The 20,194-nt window shown below is 66.3% G+C and carries 20 protein-coding genes; 6 read left to right on the top strand and 14 right to left on the bottom strand.

Going from position 1 to position 20,194, the window contains the following annotated elements; all coding sequences use genetic code 11:
• Nucleotides 1-379: 379 nt before the first annotated feature.
• From GWQ44_RS27120 to GWQ44_RS27100, 5 genes are all read right to left on the bottom strand, one after another.
• Nucleotides 380-787 carry a type II toxin-antitoxin system HicB family antitoxin gene (locus GWQ44_RS27120; protein WP_102864418.1) on the bottom strand — a complete coding sequence of 136 codons (408 nt, stop codon included), beginning with the start codon at nucleotides 785-787 and terminating at the stop codon, nucleotides 380-382.
• A gap of 43 nt (nucleotides 788-830) precedes the next feature.
• A complete protein-coding gene (locus GWQ44_RS27115; protein ID WP_092315415.1) occupies nucleotides 831-1,010 on the bottom strand; it encodes a type II toxin-antitoxin system HicA family toxin in 180 nt (59 codons plus the stop codon).
• Nucleotides 1,011-1,139: 129 nt separating this feature from the next.
• Complete coding sequence (locus GWQ44_RS27110) at nucleotides 1,140-2,561, bottom strand: efflux transporter outer membrane subunit (protein ID WP_275928710.1); 1,422 nt, start codon at nucleotides 2,559-2,561, stop codon at nucleotides 1,140-1,142.
• The gene (locus GWQ44_RS27105; protein WP_275928709.1) at nucleotides 2,545-3,711 is read right to left on the bottom strand and encodes an efflux RND transporter periplasmic adaptor subunit; all 1,167 of its coding nucleotides are present in this window, start codon (nucleotides 3,709-3,711) and stop codon (nucleotides 2,545-2,547) included. The genes GWQ44_RS27110 and GWQ44_RS27105 overlap by 17 nt, the downstream gene beginning before the upstream one ends.
• A complete protein-coding gene (locus tag GWQ44_RS27100) occupies nucleotides 3,701-6,922 on the bottom strand; it encodes an efflux RND transporter permease subunit (RefSeq protein ID WP_275928708.1) in 3,222 nt (1,073 codons plus the stop codon). The genes GWQ44_RS27105 and GWQ44_RS27100 overlap by 11 nt, the downstream gene beginning before the upstream one ends.
• A gap of 229 nt (nucleotides 6,923-7,151) precedes the next feature.
• Between GWQ44_RS27100 and GWQ44_RS27095 the strand changes: the two genes are divergently transcribed.
• The 3 genes from GWQ44_RS27095 (at nucleotide 7,152) to GWQ44_RS27085 (ending at nucleotide 9,139) form a co-directional block, all read left to right on the top strand.
• On the top strand, nucleotides 7,152-7,556 hold the full coding sequence (locus tag GWQ44_RS27095) for a hypothetical protein (protein WP_275928707.1): 405 nt from the start codon (nucleotides 7,152-7,154) through the stop codon (nucleotides 7,554-7,556).
• Nucleotides 7,557-7,588: 32 nt separating this feature from the next.
• On the top strand, nucleotides 7,589-7,999 hold the full coding sequence (locus tag GWQ44_RS27090) for a hypothetical protein (protein ID WP_275928706.1): 411 nt from the start codon (nucleotides 7,589-7,591) through the stop codon (nucleotides 7,997-7,999).
• A 123-nt stretch (nucleotides 8,000-8,122) separates the two neighbouring features.
• Complete coding sequence (locus GWQ44_RS27085; RefSeq protein ID WP_047303894.1) at nucleotides 8,123-9,139, top strand: PDDEXK nuclease domain-containing protein; 1,017 nt, start codon at nucleotides 8,123-8,125, stop codon at nucleotides 9,137-9,139.
• Nucleotides 9,140-9,216: 77 nt separating this feature from the next.
• Here GWQ44_RS27085 and GWQ44_RS27080 read toward each other — a convergent pair whose 3' ends face one another.
• The 6 genes from GWQ44_RS27080 to GWQ44_RS27055 all read right to left on the bottom strand — a co-directional run bounded on the left by GWQ44_RS27080 (nucleotide 9,217) and on the right by GWQ44_RS27055 (nucleotide 13,771).
• Nucleotides 9,217-9,555, bottom strand: coding sequence for a YkvA family protein (locus tag GWQ44_RS27080; protein ID WP_016968629.1), 339 nt, complete (start codon nucleotides 9,553-9,555; stop codon nucleotides 9,217-9,219).
• A gap of 214 nt (nucleotides 9,556-9,769) precedes the next feature.
• Nucleotides 9,770-10,189: a DUF6691 family protein gene (locus tag GWQ44_RS27075; RefSeq protein WP_016968630.1), complete on the bottom strand. Its 420-nt coding sequence runs from the start codon at nucleotides 10,187-10,189 to the stop codon at nucleotides 9,770-9,772.
• Nucleotides 10,186-10,626, bottom strand: coding sequence for a YeeE/YedE (locus GWQ44_RS27070; protein ID WP_047303899.1), 441 nt, complete (start codon nucleotides 10,624-10,626; stop codon nucleotides 10,186-10,188). The genes GWQ44_RS27075 and GWQ44_RS27070 overlap by 4 nt, the downstream gene beginning before the upstream one ends.
• A 128-nt stretch (nucleotides 10,627-10,754) precedes the next feature.
• A complete protein-coding gene (locus tag GWQ44_RS27065; protein ID WP_275928705.1) occupies nucleotides 10,755-11,582 on the bottom strand; it encodes a sulfite exporter TauE/SafE family protein in 828 nt (275 codons plus the stop codon).
• On the bottom strand, nucleotides 11,579-12,856 hold the full coding sequence (locus tag GWQ44_RS27060; RefSeq protein WP_275928704.1) for an FAD/NAD(P)-binding oxidoreductase: 1,278 nt from the start codon (nucleotides 12,854-12,856) through the stop codon (nucleotides 11,579-11,581). Before GWQ44_RS27060 ends, GWQ44_RS27065 begins: the two co-directional genes overlap by 4 nt.
• 30 nt (nucleotides 12,857-12,886) lie before the next feature.
• The gene (locus GWQ44_RS27055; protein WP_016968633.1) at nucleotides 12,887-13,771 is read right to left on the bottom strand and encodes an MBL fold metallo-hydrolase; all 885 of its coding nucleotides are present in this window, start codon (nucleotides 13,769-13,771) and stop codon (nucleotides 12,887-12,889) included.
• A 252-nt stretch (nucleotides 13,772-14,023) separates the two neighbouring features.
• On the opposite strand from GWQ44_RS27055, the gene GWQ44_RS27050 reads away from it, so the two are divergent.
• On the top strand, nucleotides 14,024-15,337 hold the full coding sequence (locus GWQ44_RS27050; RefSeq protein WP_275928703.1) for a sigma 54-interacting transcriptional regulator: 1,314 nt from the start codon (nucleotides 14,024-14,026) through the stop codon (nucleotides 15,335-15,337).
• 28 nt (nucleotides 15,338-15,365) lie between these two features.
• On the opposite strand, the gene GWQ44_RS27045 is transcribed toward GWQ44_RS27050, so the two are convergent.
• The gene (locus GWQ44_RS27045; protein ID WP_275928702.1) at nucleotides 15,366-15,908 is read right to left on the bottom strand and encodes an N-acetyltransferase; all 543 of its coding nucleotides are present in this window, start codon (nucleotides 15,906-15,908) and stop codon (nucleotides 15,366-15,368) included.
• A 181-nt stretch (nucleotides 15,909-16,089) separates the two neighbouring features.
• Here GWQ44_RS27045 and GWQ44_RS27040 point away from each other — a divergent pair, with 181 nt between their 5' ends.
• Nucleotides 16,090-17,586, top strand: a complete 1,497-nt coding sequence (locus GWQ44_RS27040) for a helix-turn-helix transcriptional regulator (RefSeq protein ID WP_275928701.1) — start codon at nucleotides 16,090-16,092, stop codon at nucleotides 17,584-17,586.
• A 136-nt stretch (nucleotides 17,587-17,722) separates the two neighbouring features.
• On the top strand, nucleotides 17,723-18,010 hold the full coding sequence (locus GWQ44_RS27035) for a DUF1652 domain-containing protein (protein WP_016967142.1): 288 nt from the start codon (nucleotides 17,723-17,725) through the stop codon (nucleotides 18,008-18,010).
• Nucleotides 18,011-18,113: 103 nt separating this feature from the next.
• On the opposite strand, the gene GWQ44_RS27030 is transcribed toward GWQ44_RS27035, so the two are convergent.
• Nucleotides 18,114-19,508, bottom strand: coding sequence for a HAMP domain-containing sensor histidine kinase (locus GWQ44_RS27030; RefSeq protein ID WP_016967143.1), 1,395 nt, complete (start codon nucleotides 19,506-19,508; stop codon nucleotides 18,114-18,116).
• Nucleotides 19,486-20,169, bottom strand: a complete 684-nt coding sequence (locus GWQ44_RS27025; RefSeq protein ID WP_016967144.1) for a response regulator transcription factor — start codon at nucleotides 20,167-20,169, stop codon at nucleotides 19,486-19,488. The genes GWQ44_RS27030 and GWQ44_RS27025 overlap by 23 nt, the downstream gene beginning before the upstream one ends.
• Between the last annotated feature and the right edge of the window lie 25 nt (nucleotides 20,170-20,194).

The following is a 20,194-nucleotide window of genomic DNA, read 5'->3' as shown; positions in this document are numbered from 1 at the left end:
CAGGCAACCGTTCGGACTAATTTAGGAAGGAACCTGCCTCGACCCATGCTCACTCACGATCTCGAAATCCGAGGGCACCGCGATCTGAGGCAGGTAGAAATTAGCTTACAAGGGCATGCCGAGCCTAGGCGAGGCACCGAGTGGAGGGGCAGGAGCCTTTGGTTACTTTGGGCTCTTCAAAGTGACTCGCTGTAAGAGCGAAACCCTAAGCGGCCGTAACCGCAGCAACGGATATGTACCCAGAACTCGCGGTAAGGGCGAATCACTTTGGCAAAGCCGGAATGCCGGTCCTGCCCAAAATAACCAAAGGGTTCCTGCTCCGGTTTCCGGCGCCTCGTTCCGCGCTCCTGAAGTGGGAGTGAGAGCAAGTGCAAAGCCCTCAAACGCCCTGCAAGACCCTCAACGCAGCTTGAGCCAAAAAGCCCGATCGGCTTTTCTGTTCCGGATGATGTTTCACATATTCATCAATTCGATTCAGCAAATAGCCCGGCAGCGTGATGTTGAGTTTTTCCGCCTTGCCCATGTAGCGAGTGATGTCGATATCAATCACGGCCCAAGTGCAGCCTTGATACTGGGGATTGGCGGCGTGGAGGGTCACTGTGCGCGCGGTGGGAATGGCTGCTCCTTCTTCGGCCAGTAATTCCAGGTGGCCTTCGATGGCTTCGCGGGCCATGGCCATGGCGTCGTCGAGGTCGTCGCCGGCGGAGAAGCAGCCAGGAATATCGGGTACTTCCACACCCCAGGCGTGTTGGTCGTCACCGGGGAGAATGGCAATGGGATAGAGCATGGACTGATCCTCCTTCGGACCTGGGAGCGTCGAGCCTGGGTGGTTAGAGCCGGGCTTGTTTCAATATGCTGCTTACCGTTTTGGCCAGTAGATCTTTTTTGGGATGGGGAATGGTGACCAGGCCTGGCTTGGTTGGGTGTTTGAAGTGGTGGTGACTGCCCTTGACCCTGACCAGATACCAACCATCTGCTTCGATCTGGGCGATGAGTTGCCGGCTGTTCACATCGCTTTCAACTCCCTGTCGTTGCGGTGGGTATGATAACTACTTTTTTGCCGCTCAACACTATCAGCAACGGTTGGCGACGCATAGGGCGAGGCGGCAAACCTCAAGCTTTCAGCTTGCCGCTTGCCGCTACAAACTTGCCGCTGACTCTCCTCCACCCAACGCCACCAGCAACCCCACACTCGCCTGCAACTCCCTGGTCTGCACCGCCTGCAACCCCCGTTGTGCCTGCAAGGCTGCAGTCTGTGCTGTCACTACATCCAGATAGCTGACGGCCCCCGCCTGATAGCTGTTCATCGCCAAGGTCTGGGTATGCAGCGCCGCATTCACCGCCGCCTGCTGATCCAGCGCCTCCTGACGCAAATCCCGCAGTTGTCCCAGGTTGTCCTCCACCTCCCGCACCGCCCGCAGCACCTGTCCACGGTAATGGGCGGCGGCCTCTTCGAACTCGGCATGGGCCTGGCGCTCATTGGCGCTCAGCCGTCCGCCGTCAAAAATCGGCAGGTTCACCAAAGGCCCCAGGGCCCAGTAGCGATTGCCCGCCGCCAGCAGATTGCCCACGCCCTGGGTCTGGCCACCGAGCATGCCGGTCAGGCTGAAATCCGGATACCAGGCGGCGCGGGCGATGCCGATGCCGGCATTGGCGGCATACACACGGCGTTCAGCGGCGGCAATATCGGGCCGGCGTTGCAGCAGGGTGCTGGGCAGTTGCTGGGGAATGCTCGGCAGGCTCAAGAGTTGCGCAGAAGGCGCCAGGTGGAATTGGCTGGCCGGTTCGCCCACCAGTTCGCCGATGGCGTGTTCGGTGAGGTTGCGCTGGGCGCGCACTTCGTCCAGTTCGGCTTCGGCGCTGGCCAGTTGGCTCTGGGCCCGGGTCAGGTCCAGTTCCGAGGCGATTTGCCCTTGATAACGGTCGCGGGTTAGTTGCAGGGCCTGGGCGTAATCCTCCAGGGAGTGGCTGAGGATGCGGCTCTGGGCGTCCAGGCCATTGAGTTGCACGTACAGGCTCGCCAGTTGCTTTTGCAGGCTCAGGCGCGCGGCTGCCAGGTCGTCGCCGGAGGCTTGGGCCTGGGCATCTCCGGCAGCCGCTTGATTGCGAAGCCGCCCCCACAGGTCGAGGTCGAAGCCCAGGGCAAAACCGGCGGTGTTGCTGTTGTAGATCGACGGTTGCGTGCTGCCGCGCAGGGGGCGGCTGTCCGACTGGCGTTGGCGCAGCGGTTGGGCGCTGGCGCTGATCTGCGGGAACAGCCCGGCATGCAGTTGGCTGGCGTAGGCCTGGGCAGCGTCGTAGTGGGCCAGGGCCGCCGCCAGATCCGGGTTGGCTCGGAGCAGGCGTTGTTGCAGGTCATCCAGCTGCGGGTCCTGGTACAGCCGCCACCAGTGCTCGGCGATCCCCTGGGGCGTGGCGGCCGGGTGCCAGGGGCCGTCGGCGTTCTGTTCGCGATACTGCGCCGGCAGGTCGATGGCCGGCACCTGGTAGTGGGGCGCCAGGGAGCAGCCGTGCAGGGCCAGCAACAGCAGGGCGGCGAGGGGCTTAAGCCTTGGGCGCATGTTCGCCTCCCGCGTCCGCCAGTTGCACCAGGTCGCCTTCGCGCAGGGCGTCCGGCGGGTTGTCGATGACTTGATCCGTGGCTTGCAGGCCCTGGTCGATCACCAGCCGCTCGCCCAGGTCGAGGCCGATATGGATGCTGCGCAGGTGCACGCGCTTGGCACTGTCGATCAGCGCCACCTGGGTGCCCTGGGCGCGGAAGATCAGGGCGCTGGCGGGGATGCTCACGCCGTGGGTGTCGGCGGGAATCGCCAGGGTCGCCTCGGCATAGTCGCCGGGCATCAGCGCGCCGTCCGGGTTGGCGGCGACGAACTGTGCCAGCAGGGTGCCGGAGCGTGGGTCGATGGCGGTGGAGTCGCCCAGCAGTTGCGCGCTGAAGTGCTGGCCGGGATGTTCCGGCACGCTCAACTGCGCCACCAGTCCAGGGCGGATCACGCTGGCGTAGTTCTGCGGAATCGGCACGTAGAGCCGCAGTTTGTGGGTGTCCGCCAGGTCGAACAGTTCCGGGTCGCTGTCGTTGTCGGCCTTGATCAACTGGCCGATGTCGGTGTGGCGGGCGGTGAGGGTGCCGGCGAATGGTGCGCGAATGGTCTTGTAGTCTTCCAGCGCCGAGAGCCGTGCGTAGTCGGCGGCGGCCGCCTCGGCGTTGGCTTTGGCGGCAGCTGCGTTGGAGGTCTTTTCATCGGCTTCCTGGCGCGATACCGAGTGGCTGGCCAAGAGGTTCTGCCAGCGCGCGGCGGTGGTCTGCGCCAGCCGGGCATTGGCTTGCTGCTGGATCATCCGCGCCCGGGCCTGGGCCACTTGCTGGTCCAGGTCGGGGCTGTCGATATGGGCCAGCACTTGCCCGGCGGCCACCTTGGCGCCGATGTCTTGGGTCCAGTCCTTGAGGTAGCCGCTGACCCGGGCATGGATCGGCGCCTTGCTCCAGGCTTCCAGGTGCGCCGGCAGGCGCAGGGTGTCGCCCAGCACATTGGGTTGCGGCTGGAGCACCAGCACTTGCGGCACGGCGGCGGTTTCGGTCCAGGCGGCCACGGCCCGTTCATGCCGGGTGCGCGCGGCCAGGCCGTTGGCCACCAGCAGCGCGGCCAGGCTCAGGCTGCCGATGCCCAGCAGCATCAGGCGTTTTCGCGAAGGGGTGTGATCAGGCGACATGGGTGTTTTCTCCAGCAACAGCGGATTGGGGACGACGGCCGTGGACCAGGCTGAAGACCACGGGGACAAAGATCAGGGTGGCCACGGTGGCGAGGAGCAGCCCGCCGATCACCGCACGGCCCAGAGGGGCGTTCTGTTCCTCGGACAGGGCCAGGGGCAGCATGCCGATGATCATCGCCAGGGCGGTCATGCACACCGGGCGAAAGCGCGTGTAGCCGGCTTCCAGGGCGGCCTTGAGGGCATCGCCATGTGCCGCCAGGCGCTCGCGGCAAAAACTCACCACCAGGATCGAGTTGGCGGTGGCCACCCCCATGCACAGGATGGCCCCGGTCAGCGCCGGCACCGACAGCGAGGTGCCGCTCAAGAACAGCATCCAGACGATTCCGGCCAGGGCCGCTGGCAACGCGGTGATGATCACGAACGGATCGACCCAGGACTGGAAGTTGACCACGATCAGCATGTAGATCAGCACCACCGCCCCCAGCAGGCCCAGGCTCAGGCCGCTGAAGGCCTCGTGCAGGGCATCGATCTGCCCGTGCAGGTTGACCGTGGCGCCCTTGGGCCGCAGGGCCGCGGCGTCGTCCAGGACCTTTTGCATGTCGTGGGCCACGGCGCCCAGGTCGCGGCCCTGGACGTTGGCGTACAGGTCCAGTGTGGGCTGGATGTTGTAGTGGCTGACCACCGCCGGGCTCTCGACCCGGGAGATATCCGCCAGGCCGCCGAGGATCTGCGACTGGCCGTTGCTGCCGGTGACCGGCAGCGCCTCTAGGGCCGGCAGGCTGTCCAGGCGGTACTGCGGGGTGGCGGCGACGATGGAATAGGACACGCCGTTCTTCGGGTTGAGCCAGAAGGTCGGCGCCACCTGGGAGCTGCCGGCCAAGGACGCCACCATGCTGTTGGTCACATCACGCTCGGTGATCCCCAGGCCGTTGGCCTGCAGGCGGTCGACCTTGACCTGCAGTGACGGGTAGCCGGTGGACTGCTGGATCCGTAGGTCGGCAATGCCCGGTACATGCTGCAGGCGCCGTTGCAGTTCCAGGGCGAAGGCGCGGTTGGCCGCGTCATCGGGCCCGGAGATTTTCACGTCCAGCGGGGCCGGTGCGCCGAAGTTGAGAATCTGGCTGCTGATGTCCGCCGGCAGGAAGGCGAACTGGCTGCCGGGGAAGCTTTCCGGCAGGGCTTCACGCAGTTTTTTCACGTAGTCGGCGCTGGGGGCGTGGCCGGGCTTGAGGGTGACCTGGATGTCACCGTCCTGGGGGCCGATGGTGCCGCTGTTGCTGTAGGCCATGTCGATGCCGCTCAGGGGGATGCCGATGTTGTCGATGATGCTGTCCAGTTGCTCGGCCGGGATCACTTCGCGAATCCGCGCTTCGATACGGTCGAAGGCCGCCGCGCTTTCCTCGATCCGCGTGCCCAGGGGCAGGCGCACGTGCAGGGCCAGAGCGCCGGCGTCGGTGGCGGGGAAGAAGTCCTGGCCCAGGCTCGGCAGCAGGGCGAAGGAGGCCAGCACACAGGCAAGAAAGCCGAGGATGAAGCTCTTGCGCCGGCCCAGGGCCAGGTGCAGCAGGCCGTGGTAGGTGTCGCGCACATTGGAGAAACGCGCCTCGAAACCCTGCTGGAAGGCCAGTAGTCCGCGTACCAGGGCATTGCGCGGCTTGGCGTGCTGTTCGCCCTCGTGGTGGTTGATGAAGGCATCTTCCGGGTGATGCCCGGGGCCGGCTTCTGGCGTGTGCGGCTTGAGCAGGTACATGGCCAGGGTCGGCACCAGGGTCCGCGAGAGGATGAACGAGCTGGCCATGGCGAAGATCACCGCCAGGGCCATGGGCCGGAACAGGTAGCCGGCGATGCCCTGCAACAGGAACATCGGCACGAAGACGATGCAGATGCACAGCAGCGAGACGAAGGCCGGGCCGACGATCTGCCTGGCGCCGTCGAGGATGGCGTCCTTGACCGCCTTGCCCTGTTCCAGGTGCCAGTTGATGTTCTCGATGGTCACCGTGGCGTCGTCCACCAGGATCCCCACCGCCAGGGCCAGGCCGCCCAGGGTCATCACATTCAGGGTCTGGCCGCTGAGCGCCAGCAGGGCAATGGCCGAGAGCACCGCCAGGGGAATCGAGGCGGCGATGATCAGGGTGGAGCGCCAGCTGCCGAGGAACAGCAGGATCATCGCGCTGGTCAGCAGGGCGGCGATGATGCCTTCCTGGGCCACGCTGCCCACCGATTGCTTGACGAACACCGAGGCGTCCCCCAGCAGCGAGGTCTTCAGCGCCGGCGGCAGGGTTTCGTTGATCCGCGGCAGCATCTGGCGGATGCCGTCGACGATGGACAGGGTGGAGATATTGCCGTTCTTCAGCGCCGGCATCAGCACCGCGCGGCGTCCGTCGACCCGCACGATATTGGTCTGCGGCGGCGAGCCATCGCGCACGTGGGCCACCTGGCCGATGGTGATCAGCGCGCCGTCCACGGTCTTGATCGGCAGGTCGTTGAGCTCCTCGATGGCGCTCGGGCTGTTGTTCAGCAGCACCGTGTATTCATCGCCGCCCAGCTTGGCGGTGCCCACCGGGATGATCTGGTTCTGCGCCGCCAGGGCATTGCCTACGTCTTGCGCCGACAGGCCTTTGGCGGCCAGGGCTTGCGGGTCCAGGTCGAGGGTGATCTGCCGTTGCTTGCCGCCCATGGGCGTGGGCATGGCCAGCCCCGGCAGGGCGCTCAGGGGCAGGCGGATATTGTTCTGCACCAGGTCGCGGATCTTCGCCTCCGACAGGGTCGGGCTGGAAAAGGCCATTTGCAGGATCGGCACCGTCGAGGCGCTGTAGTTGAGAATCAGCGGCGGGGTGATGCCCGGCGGCATCTGCTTGAGCACGGTTTGCGACACCGCCGTCACCTGGGCGTTGGCGGTGCGGATATCGACCCCGGGCTGGAAGAAGATCTTGACGATGCCTATACCCGGCAGCGACTGCGACTCGATGTGCTGGATGTCATTGACCGTGGTGCTCAGGGAGCGCTCGTAGGTGTAGATCACCCGCCCGGCCATGGCGTCCGGCGACAGGCCGTTGTATTGCCAGACCACCGCCACCACCGGGATGCCGATATCCGGGAACACGTCGGTGGGGGTACGCAGGGCCGCCAGGGGCCCGATGATGCAGATGAATATCGCCAGCACGATGAACGTGTAGGGCTTGAGCAGTGCGGTCTTGACCAGCCCGAGCATGCCGAAAACCTCCGAGGGAGTGGGATTGCAAACCTCGGCAGCCTGCAGCGACCCACCTAACACGCGGCTTTCAGCCAGGTGAAGGAAGTTTTAGGTAAGGCCTGAAATTCCTTTCATGGGGATTCATTTGTTCTCGCATCGCAGCCTCGACAAGCTTGATGGCCATCGACACAGCCGACAGTTGCCGGCCGGCGTCGCCCTCATTTCTGTCACTTGCGAGGTTGTTCCCATGTCCCTCAAACCGCTGTCGCTGCTGCCGGGCCTGGGCCTGGCGTGCCTGCTCTCGGCCTGTGCCGGGCCCGTGCCCAAGGCCGATCCGCAGCAGGCCTGGATCGATCTTTCCGCGGAGTCGCCCAACGACCTGCTGGCCGACAGCGTCGACGGCCAGCGCCTGAACGACGGCCGCTATTTCCAGGTCAGCCCCGGCCAGCACCGCTTGCAGATGGCCCTGCTGCAAGGCGCCAACGGCAACTCGGCGCAGCCTGAATGCCTGGGGCGCCTGGACTATGCCGGGTTCCAGGCGGGGGGCCATTACCGACTGCTGGAGTCCAGCGAAGGCCAGGACGTCAGCGCCGCGCTGCTGGACGCCCAGGGCCGGCAGGTGGCCCAGAGTCGGCCGTTCAGTTGCCTGTAGGGCTTCTTTTTCCAATGCCAAGGTAGATATTCATGACACTCAAACCGCTATTGCTGATTCCCGCCCTGGGCCTCGCGTGCCTGCTCTCTGCCTGCGCTGGCCCCATGCCCCAGCCCGATCCCAGCGAGGCCTGGATCGGTTTGCAGGAAGAGGGCTCCAACGACCTGATGGCCGAACGGGTGGATGGCCGCAAGGTCGACGATGGGCGTTATTTTCAGGTCAAGCCCGGCGCGCATCGCCTGGACGTGACCCTGTTTGACGAGAGCGTCGGTGATGCCAACCAGCAAGACTGCAATGGTCATCTCAGCTACAGCGGCTTCAAGGCCGGTGAGCATTACAAGCTGGTGGAGTCGAGCCTGGGCAACGAGGTGTCGGCGCGCTTGTATGACGCCCAGGGCAAGCAACTGGCCAGTACCCAGGACTTCAATTGCATGCCCGGCTGACAGGTCTGTTTGTGTCGTGGAAATAAGGACATTTCGCTCAAGCTAAAGAGACCGGGCCGACTACAGCGCCATGGCGAGCCACGGGATGATAGAGGTCTTTATCCTGGCAAGCGGGCGTGCGTCATGAAGCAAGAGGCTGAAACGGCAATCACCGCCACCGATGTGGCATTTGGCGAAGTGGCGCAAATGATCACCGCCGCGCGGCAACGGGCGGTGCGGGCGGTGAACACTGAACTGGTGGAACTGTACTGGCAGGTCGGGGCCTACATCAGCCGCAAGATCCAGGCGGCGGAATGGGGCGATGGCGTGGTCCAGCAACTGGCGGACTACCTGGCGCGGCAGCAGCCGGGGCTGCGGGGGTTTACCCGGGCCAACCTGTTTCGCATGCGCCAGTTTTATGAGGCCTATCGCGGTGACGAGAAAGTCGCACCACTGGTGCGACAATTGTCCTGGAGCCACCATCTGGTGGTGATGGGGCAGAGCAAAGGGCCCAGCGAACGTGAGTTCTACCTGCGTCTGGCGATCCAGGAGCAATGGTCGCGTAGAGAACTGGAACGGCAGATCAAATCCGCCCTGTTCGAACGCACGCTGACCCGACCGGCAAACGCCTCGGCCACCTTGAGACAGGACCGTCCCGAGGCCCTGAAGGTGTTCAAGGATGCCTACATGGTGGAGTTTCTCGACCTGGCCCAGGGGCATGGCGAAGCCGACCTGCACCAGGGGCTGGTGCGCCAACTCAAGGATTTCCTGGTCGAGATGGGGCGCGACTTCTGCTTTGTCGCTTCGGGCTTTCCCCTGCAGGTTGGCGGGCGCGATTTCGCCCTGGACCTGCTGCTGTTTCATCGTGGGTTGAATTGCCTGGTGGCCGTTGAACTCAAGGTCGGGCGTTTCGAGCCGGAGTACCTGGGCAAGCTGGACTTCTACCTGGAGGCCTTGGACCGTCAGGTGCGCAAACCCCATGAAAACCCGGCCCTGGGCGTGTTGCTCTGTGCCAGCAAGGAGGACGAGGTGGTGGAATATGCCCTCAACCGTTCCCTGTCGCCGGCGCTGATCGCCGAGTACCGGACCCAACTGCCGGACAAGAAGCTGCTGCAGGCCAAGCTGCAGGAGTTCTATGCCCTGGACACCCAGGCGCGGTGAGCCGGGCGGCCATGGTGCCCCGGGGTTTTGCAGGGCCTTGTTGAGTCGTATGCGCCCCCCTGACGCCGACCTGCGGCTTATTCCGGCTCGCTGCCGAACCAGTCAGCCAGGCGCGCGCTGGCTTGCTCCCGGACCTCGGCGTTGATGTGGGCGGCCACCGTCACCACGGAGCCGGTCAACAGGCCGAGGTCGTCCACGTACCCGGCCCCGGGAATCAGGTCGGGGATCAGGTCCAGCGGCAGCACGAAGTAACCCAGGGCAGCGTAGATGGTGGTCTTGGCCCAGATCGGGGTTTGCGGTCGTTGCGCGGCGTAGTAGAGCCACAGGGCTTTCTGGATCAAGGCCCGGCCGATGCGCGAGGCGTAGCGGCCGATCTTGCGCCAGAAACAGAGTTCAAGGGACTGGGCGGTGGACATGGCGCACTCCTGGAGGACATGGGGCCAGGTCATGGTCGCCACCCGGGCGCTGGACCGGCAGAGGCCAATATTTCCCCGGTGGTTGCCCAGGTAGGAGCCGGCTTGCTGGCGAAGAGGCCGCCCCTGGCGCCGTGAATCCTGGGTCAGGTCGGCGGTGCCTGTCAGGACGCCTTCGCTGGCAAGCCAGCTGCCACAGTGCCGCAGGGAGTACGGGTCAGGGCTGGCGACGGGCCTCCAGGCGCTGGAACAGCAGCATGCCCAGGAGCATGGCCAGGACGAACACCCAGGCTTGCCAGTGGCCGCCCGGCAACAGCACCAGGGCCGGTCCCGGGCAGATCCCGGCGATGCCCCAACCGACGCCGAACAGCAGGCTGCCGCCGATCAGGCGCCGATCCACGCTGCGTTTGGCCGGGATCTGCATGGGCGCCCCGAGCAGCGAGCGCGAGCGGCCCATGGCCCAATGGAAAGGCCACCAGGCCACTGCGATGGCGCCGAGCATCACCAGGGCCAGGGAGGGGTCCCAGTTGCCGGCCAGATCGAGAAAGCCCAGGACCTTGGCCGGGTTGGCCATGCCCGCCAGCAGCAGGCCGATACCGAACAGCAGGCCGGCGACAAATGCGCTGAGCTTTCTCATGGCAATAGCCCCAGCAGATGCCGCAGTACCCAGACTGTGGCGAAACCGGTGCCCATGAAGCACAGGGTGGCGACGATCGAGCGCGGCGACAGTCGGGAGATCCCGCAGACGCCGTGGCCGCTGGTGCAACCGGCGCCGTAGCGGGTGCCGAGGCCCACCAGCAGGCCGGCGCTGATCAGGCCGAGCAGGCCGCCCTGGAACTCGGCGACGGGCAGGGCGTGAAACAGGCCCCAGAGCAGCGGCGCCAGCAACAGCCCGAGGATGAACAGGGCTTTCTCGCCCCAACCGTCGCTGCCGGGTTGCAGCAGGCTGCCGAGCAGGCCGCTGATTCCGGCGATGCGCCCGTTGGCGACGATCAACAGCCCGGCGGCCAGGCCGATCAACGCGCCCCCGGCCAGGGCCGACCACGGTGTGAAATGCAGATAGTCCAAAAGCATATCGAGTTCCCTGCAGGAGCCGGCTGGCCGGCGAAAGGGCCAGTCCGGGCGCCATGAGTATTGCGTTGGACAGCGGCGTCGGCGCGGCCGCCTTTGCTGGCAAGCCAGCTCCTACGCGGTGTATGGGTTCAATGGGGCAGCCAGCCCAGGGCGCCGCCCGCCAGCAGCAGCGCCGCCAGCAGGCCAGTGACGGCGAACAGTTGTTGCAGGCGCGGACCGGCCAGGTGGCTGGCCACTTGCCGTCCCAGCACCAGTCCCGCTACCGCGCCCAGGGCAAAGGGCGCGCCCACCGCCCAGTGCATCACCCCGCTGAGGCTGGCGGTGATCACGCTACCCAGGGACACCAGGGCAATCACCGCCAATGAGGTGGCGACGATGCTCTTGCTGTCCAGGTTGGTGTAGCGGCTCAGGGCCGGAATGATCACGAAGCCGCCGCCCACGCCGAGCAACCCCGACAGCAGGCCCGAGAGCATGCCGGTGAAGGTCAGTGCCCGGGCGCAGGGCAGGGTCCAGCGCAGGCGACCCTGGGCCGGGTTGAGCACGCAGGGCAGGAACGCCGGACGCGGCGCCGCCCGGCCCTGTTTCAATTCCAGGCTGGCCTTGCGCAGGATGCGTCCGCAGGCATACAGCAGCACCAGGGAAAACAGCAGCGCCAGGGGCAGGTTGGGCAAGCGGTGGGCCAGCCACAGCCCCAGTGGCGCCATGAGGATGCCGATGCTGGCGACAAACCCCGCCGCGCGGTAACGCACGATGCCCTGGCGCAAGCCCAGCACCGCGCCGACGCTGGCGGCCAGGCCCACCGCCAACAGGCCGATGGGCGCGGCTTCGACCATGCTCAGGCCCAGGCCGAACACCAGCAGCGGCACCGCGAGAATGCCGCCGCCGGCCCCGGTCAGGGCCAGGATCGCGCCAATGATCGCCCCCAGCCCGGCGCCCAAAAGACTGTGTTCGTTCATGCTTGCGGGGTGTCCGTGTCCAGGTTCGGTTGCGCCAGCCATTCATGGCCCTTGAGCATGCCGCGCCAGTACAGCGGTGGCAGGATCCGTTCCTTCAGCCACCAGGCGCGGCGGGTCGGCTGGCGGCCGTCCAGCAGCCAGCGGGGGAAGCTCGGCGCCAGCTTGCCGCCGTAGGTGAATTCGGCGAGGACGATCTTGCCCCGTTCCACGGTCAACGGGCAGGAACCGTAGCCGTCATAGCTGGCCAGCCGGGTCAGGCGCTTGAGGGCCACCAGCACGTTGTTGGCCACCACCGGCGCCTGCTTGCGCGCCGCCGCGGCGGTCTTGGCATTGCTGGTGTTGGTCGCATCCCCCAGGCCGTGGATGTTGACGAAACGCTTGTGGCGCAGGCTATGGGGGTCGACATCGATCCAGCCGGCGGCGTCCGCCAGCGGGCTGTGGCGAATGAAGTCCGGGGCGCATTGCGGCGGCACCACGTGCAGCAGGTCGAAGGCGCGCTCCAGGGTCTGCTGGCTGCCGTCGGCCAGGGTGCGGACGAAGGTCGCGCGCTTGGCCGGGCCGTTCACCGCCACCAGGTTATGGCCGAAATCCAGTTCGATGGCGTACTTCTTCACGTATTCCATCAGCGCCGGCACATAGTCGGCGACGCCGAACAGCACGCCGCCGGCATTCAGGAAGCGCGGCTTGATCGCCCCCAGGCGCCCGTGGCGCAGCCAGTGGTCGCAGGACAGGTACAGGGCCTTCTGCGGCGCCCCGGCGCACTTGATCGGCATCGGCGGCTGGCTGAACAGCGCCTCGCCCTGTTGCAGCTGCTGCACCTGTTGCCAGGTATAGGGCGCCAGGTCGTAGCGGTAGTTGGAGGTCACGCCGTGGTTGCCCAGGGCCTGGGGCAGGCCGTCGATGGCCGCCCAGTCGAGCTTGAGCCCGGGGCAGACGACCAACTGGTCGTAGGCCAGCACGTGGCCGTTGTCCAGTACCAGGGCATTGTGTTGCGGCTCGAACTGGCTGACCGCGCGCTGGATCCATTTGACCCCCTGGGGGATCAGTTCGGCCAGGGTCCGTTCGGTGGACGCGGCGCTGAACACCCCGGCGCCCACCAGGGTCCAGCCGGGTTGGTAGTAGTGGTGCTTGGCGGGGTCGATGAGCGCCACGTCCAGGTGCGGATCGCGGGTCAAGAGGCTGGCGGCAACGGCGATGCCGGCGGCACCGCCGCCGACGATCAGCACCTGGTGGCTGCCGTCGACGGGGCGCAGGGCCGGGTTGAAGGGACGCATGGCAAGGTCTCCGTGTGGAGTCGGTAATAGTTATAGGGTGTTCAGGGGAATCTTCAGGTAGCTCACGCCGTTGTCTTCAGGCTCGGGGAAGTGCCCGCTGCGCATGTTGACCTGCACCGAGGGCAGGATCAGCACCGGCATGTCCAGGGTTGCGTCGCGGGCTTCGCGCATCTTCACGAAGCTGTCTTCGTCGACGCCCTGGTGGATATGGATGTTGTTGGCGCGCTGCTCGGCGACGGTGGTCATGTATTGCAGTTCGCGGCCGTTGGGCAGGTAGTCGTGGCACATGAACAGCCGGGTCTCTGGGGGCAGGGCGAGGATCTTGCCGATGGAGCGGTACAGGGTTCGCGCATCGGCCCCGGGGAAGTCGCAGCGGGCGGTGCCGTAGTCGGGCATGAACAGGGTGTCACCGACAAAGGCCACGCACTCATCGCCCACTTGCACCAGGTAGGTCATGCAGGCCGGGGTGTGCCCCGGGGTGTGCAGGGCTCGGGCGCTGAGGCCGCCGATGCTGAATTCGGCGCCGTCTTCCAGCAGCACGTCGAACTGGCTGCCGTCGCGGGCAAAGGCCGGGGCCTCGTTGAACAGCGCGCCGAAGACTTTCTGCACCCGGGTGATCTGATTGCCGATGGCCACCCGGGCTCCCAGCTGGTCCTTGAGGTAGGCCGCGGCGGACAGGTGGTCGGCGTGCACGTGGGTTTCCAGAATCCAGTCGACCCGGGCGTCCAGCTCGCGCACCCGGGCGATCAGGCGGTCGGCGGACTCGGTGCGGGTGCGGCCGGATTTCGGGTCGTAGTCCAGCACGCTGTCGATCAGCGCGCAGCGGCGGCTGGCCTGGTCCATCACCAGGTAGCTGATGGTCCAGGTCTGAGGGTCGAAAAAGGCTTCTACACGCAGGGTGTCGCGGATGATCATGGGGCACTCCAGGCAATGAAGGTGAGGGCAGTCTGCGCTGTCGCTCGTCCCTTGGACTGTCAATAAACGTGCCAACCTCAAACATTCGGATTGGCCACCTGTTCATTGCAGTAGAAGGTTGCAGAGGCTGCCATCAGGCGTTTTTCGCCGCGACTGCCAGCGGCATTTGGCAGTGATATGGCAGTTAGTGGCAGAAAATGGCAGAAAGCCGCGCCGTGCTTTAAGCTGCCGCCACTGCCCCGGAGTCGCCCCATGTCCCTGATCGCCACCGACCGTGCCCAGCCGTCCATGTCTGCCCTGGTGTCCTACCTCGAACACGATCCGCAACCGACCATCGTGCTCGACACCGACTACAACATCATCGCCGCCAACACTGCCTACCAGCGCCAGTTCGGCGTGGCCGGCAAGCCCCATGTCGGCGCCAAGTGCTACCGCGTATCCCACCAGTTCGCCGTGCCCTGCGATCAGGCCGGGGAGCATTGCCCGATGCGCAAGGCCCATGACAGCCGGGTACCGGAGCGCATGCTGCACATCCACCACACGCCGCGCGGCCCGGAGCACGTGGACGTGGAATTGCGGCCGATCATCGGCGAGGCCGGAACCGTGGTGGCCTATGTCGAACGCCTCAGTTCAGTGGCGGTGGCGTCGGTGCAGCCCCAGCAGAAGGGCCTGGTGGGGCGCTCGCCGGCCTTCAACGAAGCCTTGAGCGCCTTGCAGCGGGCGGCCCCGGCGCCGATTCCGGTGCTGCTGCAGGGCGAATCCGGCACTGGCAAGGAGTTGTTCGCCCGTGCCCTGCACGACGGCAGCCCCCGGGCCAGCGGGCCGCTGGTGGTGGTGGACTGCACCGGGCTCACCGAAACCCTGCTGGAAAGCGAACTGTTCGGCTACGAGAAGGGCGCCTTCACCGGCGCCCTGCAACGCAAGATCGGCCTGGCGGAAGCGGCCCACGGCGGCACCCTGTTTCTCGACGAGATCGGCGAGGTGCCGCTGGCCATGCAGGTCAAATTGCTGCGCCTGATCGAGTCCGGCAGCTTCCGCCCGGTGGGCAGCCTGCGCACCGTGCACTCGGATTTTCGCCTGGTGGCGGCGACCCACAAGCCGCTCAAGGAAATGGTCGCCGCCGGCAGCTTCCGCCAGGACCTGTACTACCGCATCAGCGCCTTCCCGATCCGCCTGCCGGCCCTGCGCGAACGCAGCGACGACCTGCCGCTGCTGATCGACAGCCTGCTGCGCCGCCTCGATCCCGGGGCGGTGCCGCGGGTCGACCCCCAGGCCCTGGAACAACTCCAGCTGTACACCTACCCGGGGAACATCCGCGAGCTGCGCAACATCCTCGAACGGGCGCGGTTGTTCAGCGACGACGGGGTGATCCGCCTGCAGGACCTGCCGGCGGAACTGCGCAGTCCCCAGCCCCAGGCCCCGGTGACCCGCCGTCGCGCCAGCAAGGACCTGGAGCAACTGGCCCATGCCCTGGAGGTCTTCGATGGCTCGCGCAGCGAGTTGGCCAAGGCCCTGGGGCTGAGCGAGCGGACTCTGTACCGGCGGCTCAAGGCCCTGGGCTTGTAGTGGCGGGCAGGGCGCGGGGAATGCAGCCTCAGCCCTGGGCGGAGGGCCCCTTGAGGGGCAGGTCGCAAGCCATCACCCACATGCCGATCTGTTCCAGGTCGGTGCTGAACGGCACTTCGCCGATCTGCCGCAGCCCGGCGCTTTCATAAAAGCGCCGGGCGCCGCTGTTGCTCTTGAGCACGTCCAGCCACAGGCAGCTTTCGCCGGCGCCAGCGGCGCGCTGCATCACTTGCTCCAGCAGGCGCCGGCCATGGCCCTGGCCAGCCTGGTACTTGAGCAGGTAGATCTTCTGCAGTTCGGCCCCGCAGCGCTCGCTACCCGGAACCGGCCGGGCCCAGTTGAGCTTGGCAAAGCCGATGGGCTGTTGCTGGCGGTCCAGGGCCAGCAACCACAGGTGCCGGTCCCGGGCCGCTACGGAGGCTTCGAGGCTGGCGGGGGCGAAGTCCTGGTCGAGAAACCGCTGCATGCCGTCAGGCGTCCAGATCGCCGCGAAGTGTTCGCGGTAGGTGGCGCAGCCTATGGCCTGCAGGGCATCGATATCGCGGCTGTCGGCTTCACGGATGCTGATCATGCTTCACTCCTTGAGGGCGGTCGGACCGGGCGCAGCAGCTTAACCCCTGGCGCGGGGCGGCTCCAGTGCGTGGCGGTGAAGGCGCAGGGCACGATGGCGAGCGCTCGTGGTCGTAGTCTTCAGCCCCCTTTTTTCCGGCGCACAGCTATGGGCTGTCGCGCCGGACCTGACTGGAGATGCCATGAGCCAGGCCGTACTTGCCACCGAAACCAATCGCCGCCAATTGCAGCAGATCATCGCCGGCCTGTCCGACGGGGTGATCCTGATCGAAACCGACCAGGCCCGCAGCCTGCTCTGGGCCAACGAGGCGGCGCTGGCCATGCACGGGGTGAGCGAGGTCGGTGAGCTGGGGGCCAATGTCGGCGAGTACGCCCGGCGCTATGCCTTGCGCTACCGCAACAACCATCCCCTGGCCCTGGACGCCTACCCGATCAACCGGGTGGCCGCCGGGGAAACCTTCAGCGACGTGGTGGTCGAGGTACAGGCCGAGATCGACGGCGAGCAGCGGCACTGGGTGCACCGGGTGCGCAGCATGATCCTCACCGATCGCAGCGGCGCTCCGGAGTCCCTGGTGCTGATCCTCAGCGACGCCAGCGACTGGGCCGGCGCCGAGCAGCGCTTCGAGAAGACCTTCAATGCCAACCCGGCGCCGGCGGTGATCTGCCGCCTCAGCGACCTGCGTTACATCAAGGTCAACCAGGGCTTCCTGGAAATGACCGGCTATGCCCGGGATCAGGTGATCGGCCGTTCGGTGTACGAGCTGGATGTGCTGGAGGATGCCGAGCACAGGGACCTGGCCATCGAGCGCCTGGGGCAGGGCGCGACCATCCCGCAGATGCAGGCCGAGCTGCGCCTGCCGGACGGCGGCAGCAAGCTGGTGATCGTCGCCGGCCAGCCCCTGGACATCAACGATGAAGACGGCATGCTGTTTTCCTTCATGGACCTGGAGCCGCGGCGCAAGATCGAGATTGCCCTGCGCCAGAGCGAGGAGCGCTTTGCCAAGTCGTTCCGCCTGACTCCGGTGCCGACCCTGGTGTGCAGCGCCGAGCAGCAGATCGTCGATGTCAACGATGCCTTTCTCAACACCTTTGGCTACAGCAGCGAAGAACTGCTGGGCAAGACCATCGACGCCACCGGCTGCATGGCCGATGCGGCGAGCGGGCAACTGTTCAGCCGCCTGGAGAAGGACGGCAAGGTCGACGCTCTGGACCTCAAGGTCCGCAAGAAGGGCGGCGAGCTGCTCGACTGCGCGGCCTATGCCGACACCCTGGTCATCCAGGACAGCCCCTGCTACCTGCTGGTGCTGATGGACATCAGCGAGCGCAAGCGCTCGGAACTGGAACTGGTGAGCGCCATCGAGGAAGTGATGCGCGACGCCTCCTGGTTCAGCCAGACGCTGATCGAGAGGCTGGCCAACGTCAGACGTCCGAAAACCCTGGACAGCCCTGGCGTGTCCTCCGCCGACCTGACGGCTCGCGAGCGCGACGTGCTCGGGCTGATCTACCAGGGACTGGCGGACAAGGAGATTGCCGCGCGCTTGCAACTGGCGCCCAACACCGTGCGCAACCATGTCGCCACCCTGTATTCCAAGCTCGGCGTGCACAGCCGCGGCGAGGCCATCGTCTGGGCCCGGGAGCGCGGGCTGTTCGTCGGTACGGCCGGCAACCGGGGACGCTGAACCGGTGCAAATGCACCAGGGCAACCCGTGCAAATGCGCCTTCTTTGCCTGGTGGGGGTTTTCTACCCTGTGAGCCGCCACAGGTCCGGTCAATGGGGCTGTGGCAGAGCACAACCACAGCACAAGGACAGCCCGCATGGGTGATGAACAGAGCAAGGGCACCGCGACCGACCAGGCACCGGCGGTGCTCACCCAGGCCCAATGGCGCGCCTGCATCGAACAGCGCCTGGCGCCCCTGGCCTGCAGTTTCAGCCATGCCGGCGACGGCACCCTGACCCTGCGGGTGTTCGAGCCCGACAGCGGCCGGGTCGACCTGGTGGTCAGCGGGTTGCGCATCAAGTCCTTGCAGAGCGAGGCCGACGTATTGCGGCTTATCGACGAGTTGCTCTACGAGCTGGACAGCAACTCCCTGGGCCAGCCGTAGCCGCTGCCGCAGGAGGCGCTGCTTTTGAGGCTGCCTGAAGGCCCTGCGGTTCTTTTCGCAGCTTCGCAGGCTCAGCAGCGGCTACCGGGATGGGCTGGGTGGGTCAGTTGTCGGCGATCAGGCTTGGCCGGCAATCCAGGCTCAGGCGTGCGCCGCCCCGTTCACTGCTGCCCACTTCGAGCTTGAAGCCGTGCAGGCTGACAATCGCCGCGACGATCGACAGGCCGAGGCCGAAGCCGCCCTGGGCGTTGTTTTCGTCGACCCGGTAGAAGCGTCGGAACACCGCCGCCCGTTCCGCCGGGGGAATGCCGGGGCCTGAGTCCAGCACTTCCAGGCGCGGGCTGCCGCCATCGTCAAGGCCGCGCAGTATCACTTCGCCGCCCGGCGGGGTGAACTTGATCGAATTGCTCAGCAGGTTGGCCAGGGCCTCGAACAGCAGGGCGCGGTCGCCGGTCAGCCGCGGCAGGCTCGGCGGCACGTCGAGCAGCAGGGTCAGGCGGCCTTCTTCGGCCAGGGGCAGGTAGAAGTCGTACAGCTCTTGCAGCAGCGGCAGGGGATCGAGTTCGAGAAACCCCGAGCGCCGTTGCCGGTCCTCCAGTTCGGAGATGCGCAGCAAGCCGCGAAAACGCGCCATCAGGGTGTCGGCCTCGGCCAGCAGCTGGTCCATTTGCAGGGCCTGGGGCGAACCGTCCTCGGCCTGTTGTTGCAGGCGGTAGAGCTGGGCCCGCAGGCGGGTCAGCGGGGTGCGCAGGTCGTGGGCGATGTTGTCGCACACGCCCTTGACCTCGTGCATCAGCCGCTCGATACGTTCGAGCATGGCGTTGACGATGGCCGCCAGCATGTCCAGTTCGTCGCGCCGGTCCGACAGCGGCAGGCGCCGGGTCAGGTCGCCGGCGACGATGGCTTCGGCGCTGGCCTGGATCTGGCGGATGCGCCGCAACGGCCGGCGGCGCAGCAGGTGCCAGCCGGCGACCCCGGGAATGATGGTCAGGGAGATGCCCCACAGCAGCGCATGGAGAATGATCCGGGTCACCGCGAACAGCGAGCCGTTGTCGCGCACCAGTACCAGCCAGCGGCCGTCGCGGGTGTGGGTGGCCACCGCGTCGCAGCTGTCCCGGGGCAGGCTCGGGTCGTCGGAGTCGATGCAGTTCTTCAATTCGTGGATCTGCCCGTCCAGGGGCAGGTCGTCGGGGATCTGCCGGATCGGCCCGCTCAAGGGCCGGCGCTGTTCGTCGAACAGGCCGTAGGCGTCGATGGCGCGCATGTCGAAGGTCATGCTGGTGGCCAGGGCTTCCACCAGCTGTTCGCCCTCGAAGCGGGCGAACAGGTGCTGGCGCTGCATCAGCGAGTGCTTGGCCAGGCTGTCCAGGTAGGTCGAGACTTCGTAGTACAGCACCCCCATGAGGATGCAGCTCCAGGCCACGAACAGCGTGCTGTACAGCGCCAGCAGGCGGCTGCTGGAGGAACGCCAGCCCTTAGAGGGGTTCAGCAATGACATAACCCGAGCCTCGCACGGTGCGGATCAACGGGGTCATGCCGGGCGGGTCGATCTTCTTGCGCAGGCGGCCGATGTGCACGTCGATCAGGTTGGTCCCCGGGTCGAAGTGATAGCCCCAGACCTCTTCGAAGATCATCATCCGCGAGAGGATCTGCCCGGTGTTGCGCATGAGGAATTCCAGCAGCTTGTATTCGGTGGGCAGCAGGCTCAGCAACTGGTCGGCGCGGGTCGCCTCGCGGCTGATCAGGTTCAGCTCCAGGTCGGCCACCCGCAGGCTGGTGGCGAAATCCTTGACCGTGTCCTTGCGCCGCAGCAGCACCTCGACCCGGGCCGCCATCTCGTCGGAGGCGAAGGGCTTGGTCAGGTAGTCGTCGCCGCCGGCACGCAGGCCGCGCACCCGTTCGTCGACATCGGAGAGGGCGCTGATCATCAGGATCGGCGTCGACACGCCAATGGTGCGCAGGGTGGTGACGATGGCCAGGCCGTCCAGCTCCGGCAGCATGCGGTCCAGGGTGATCAGGTCGTAGTCGCCGCTCACGGCGCGCACCAGGCCTTCGCGGCCATTGTCCACCCAGTCCACGTCGAGGCCGTGGCTGCTCAGTTCGGCGACGATTTCCCGGGCCGTCACGGCATCGTCTTCGATGGTCAGAATGCGGGTCATAGGCGTTACCTGCTTAGCGGTTCGT

Origin of the sequence: Pseudomonas sp. 3MA1 (genome assembly GCF_029237275.1) — a bacterium.
GTDB classification, from domain to species: Bacteria; Pseudomonadota; Gammaproteobacteria; order Pseudomonadales; family Pseudomonadaceae; genus Aquipseudomonas; species Aquipseudomonas fluorescens_AP.
Note: the sequence above shows the minus strand (reverse complement) of the source record. Positions and strands in the feature narration are given on the sequence as shown.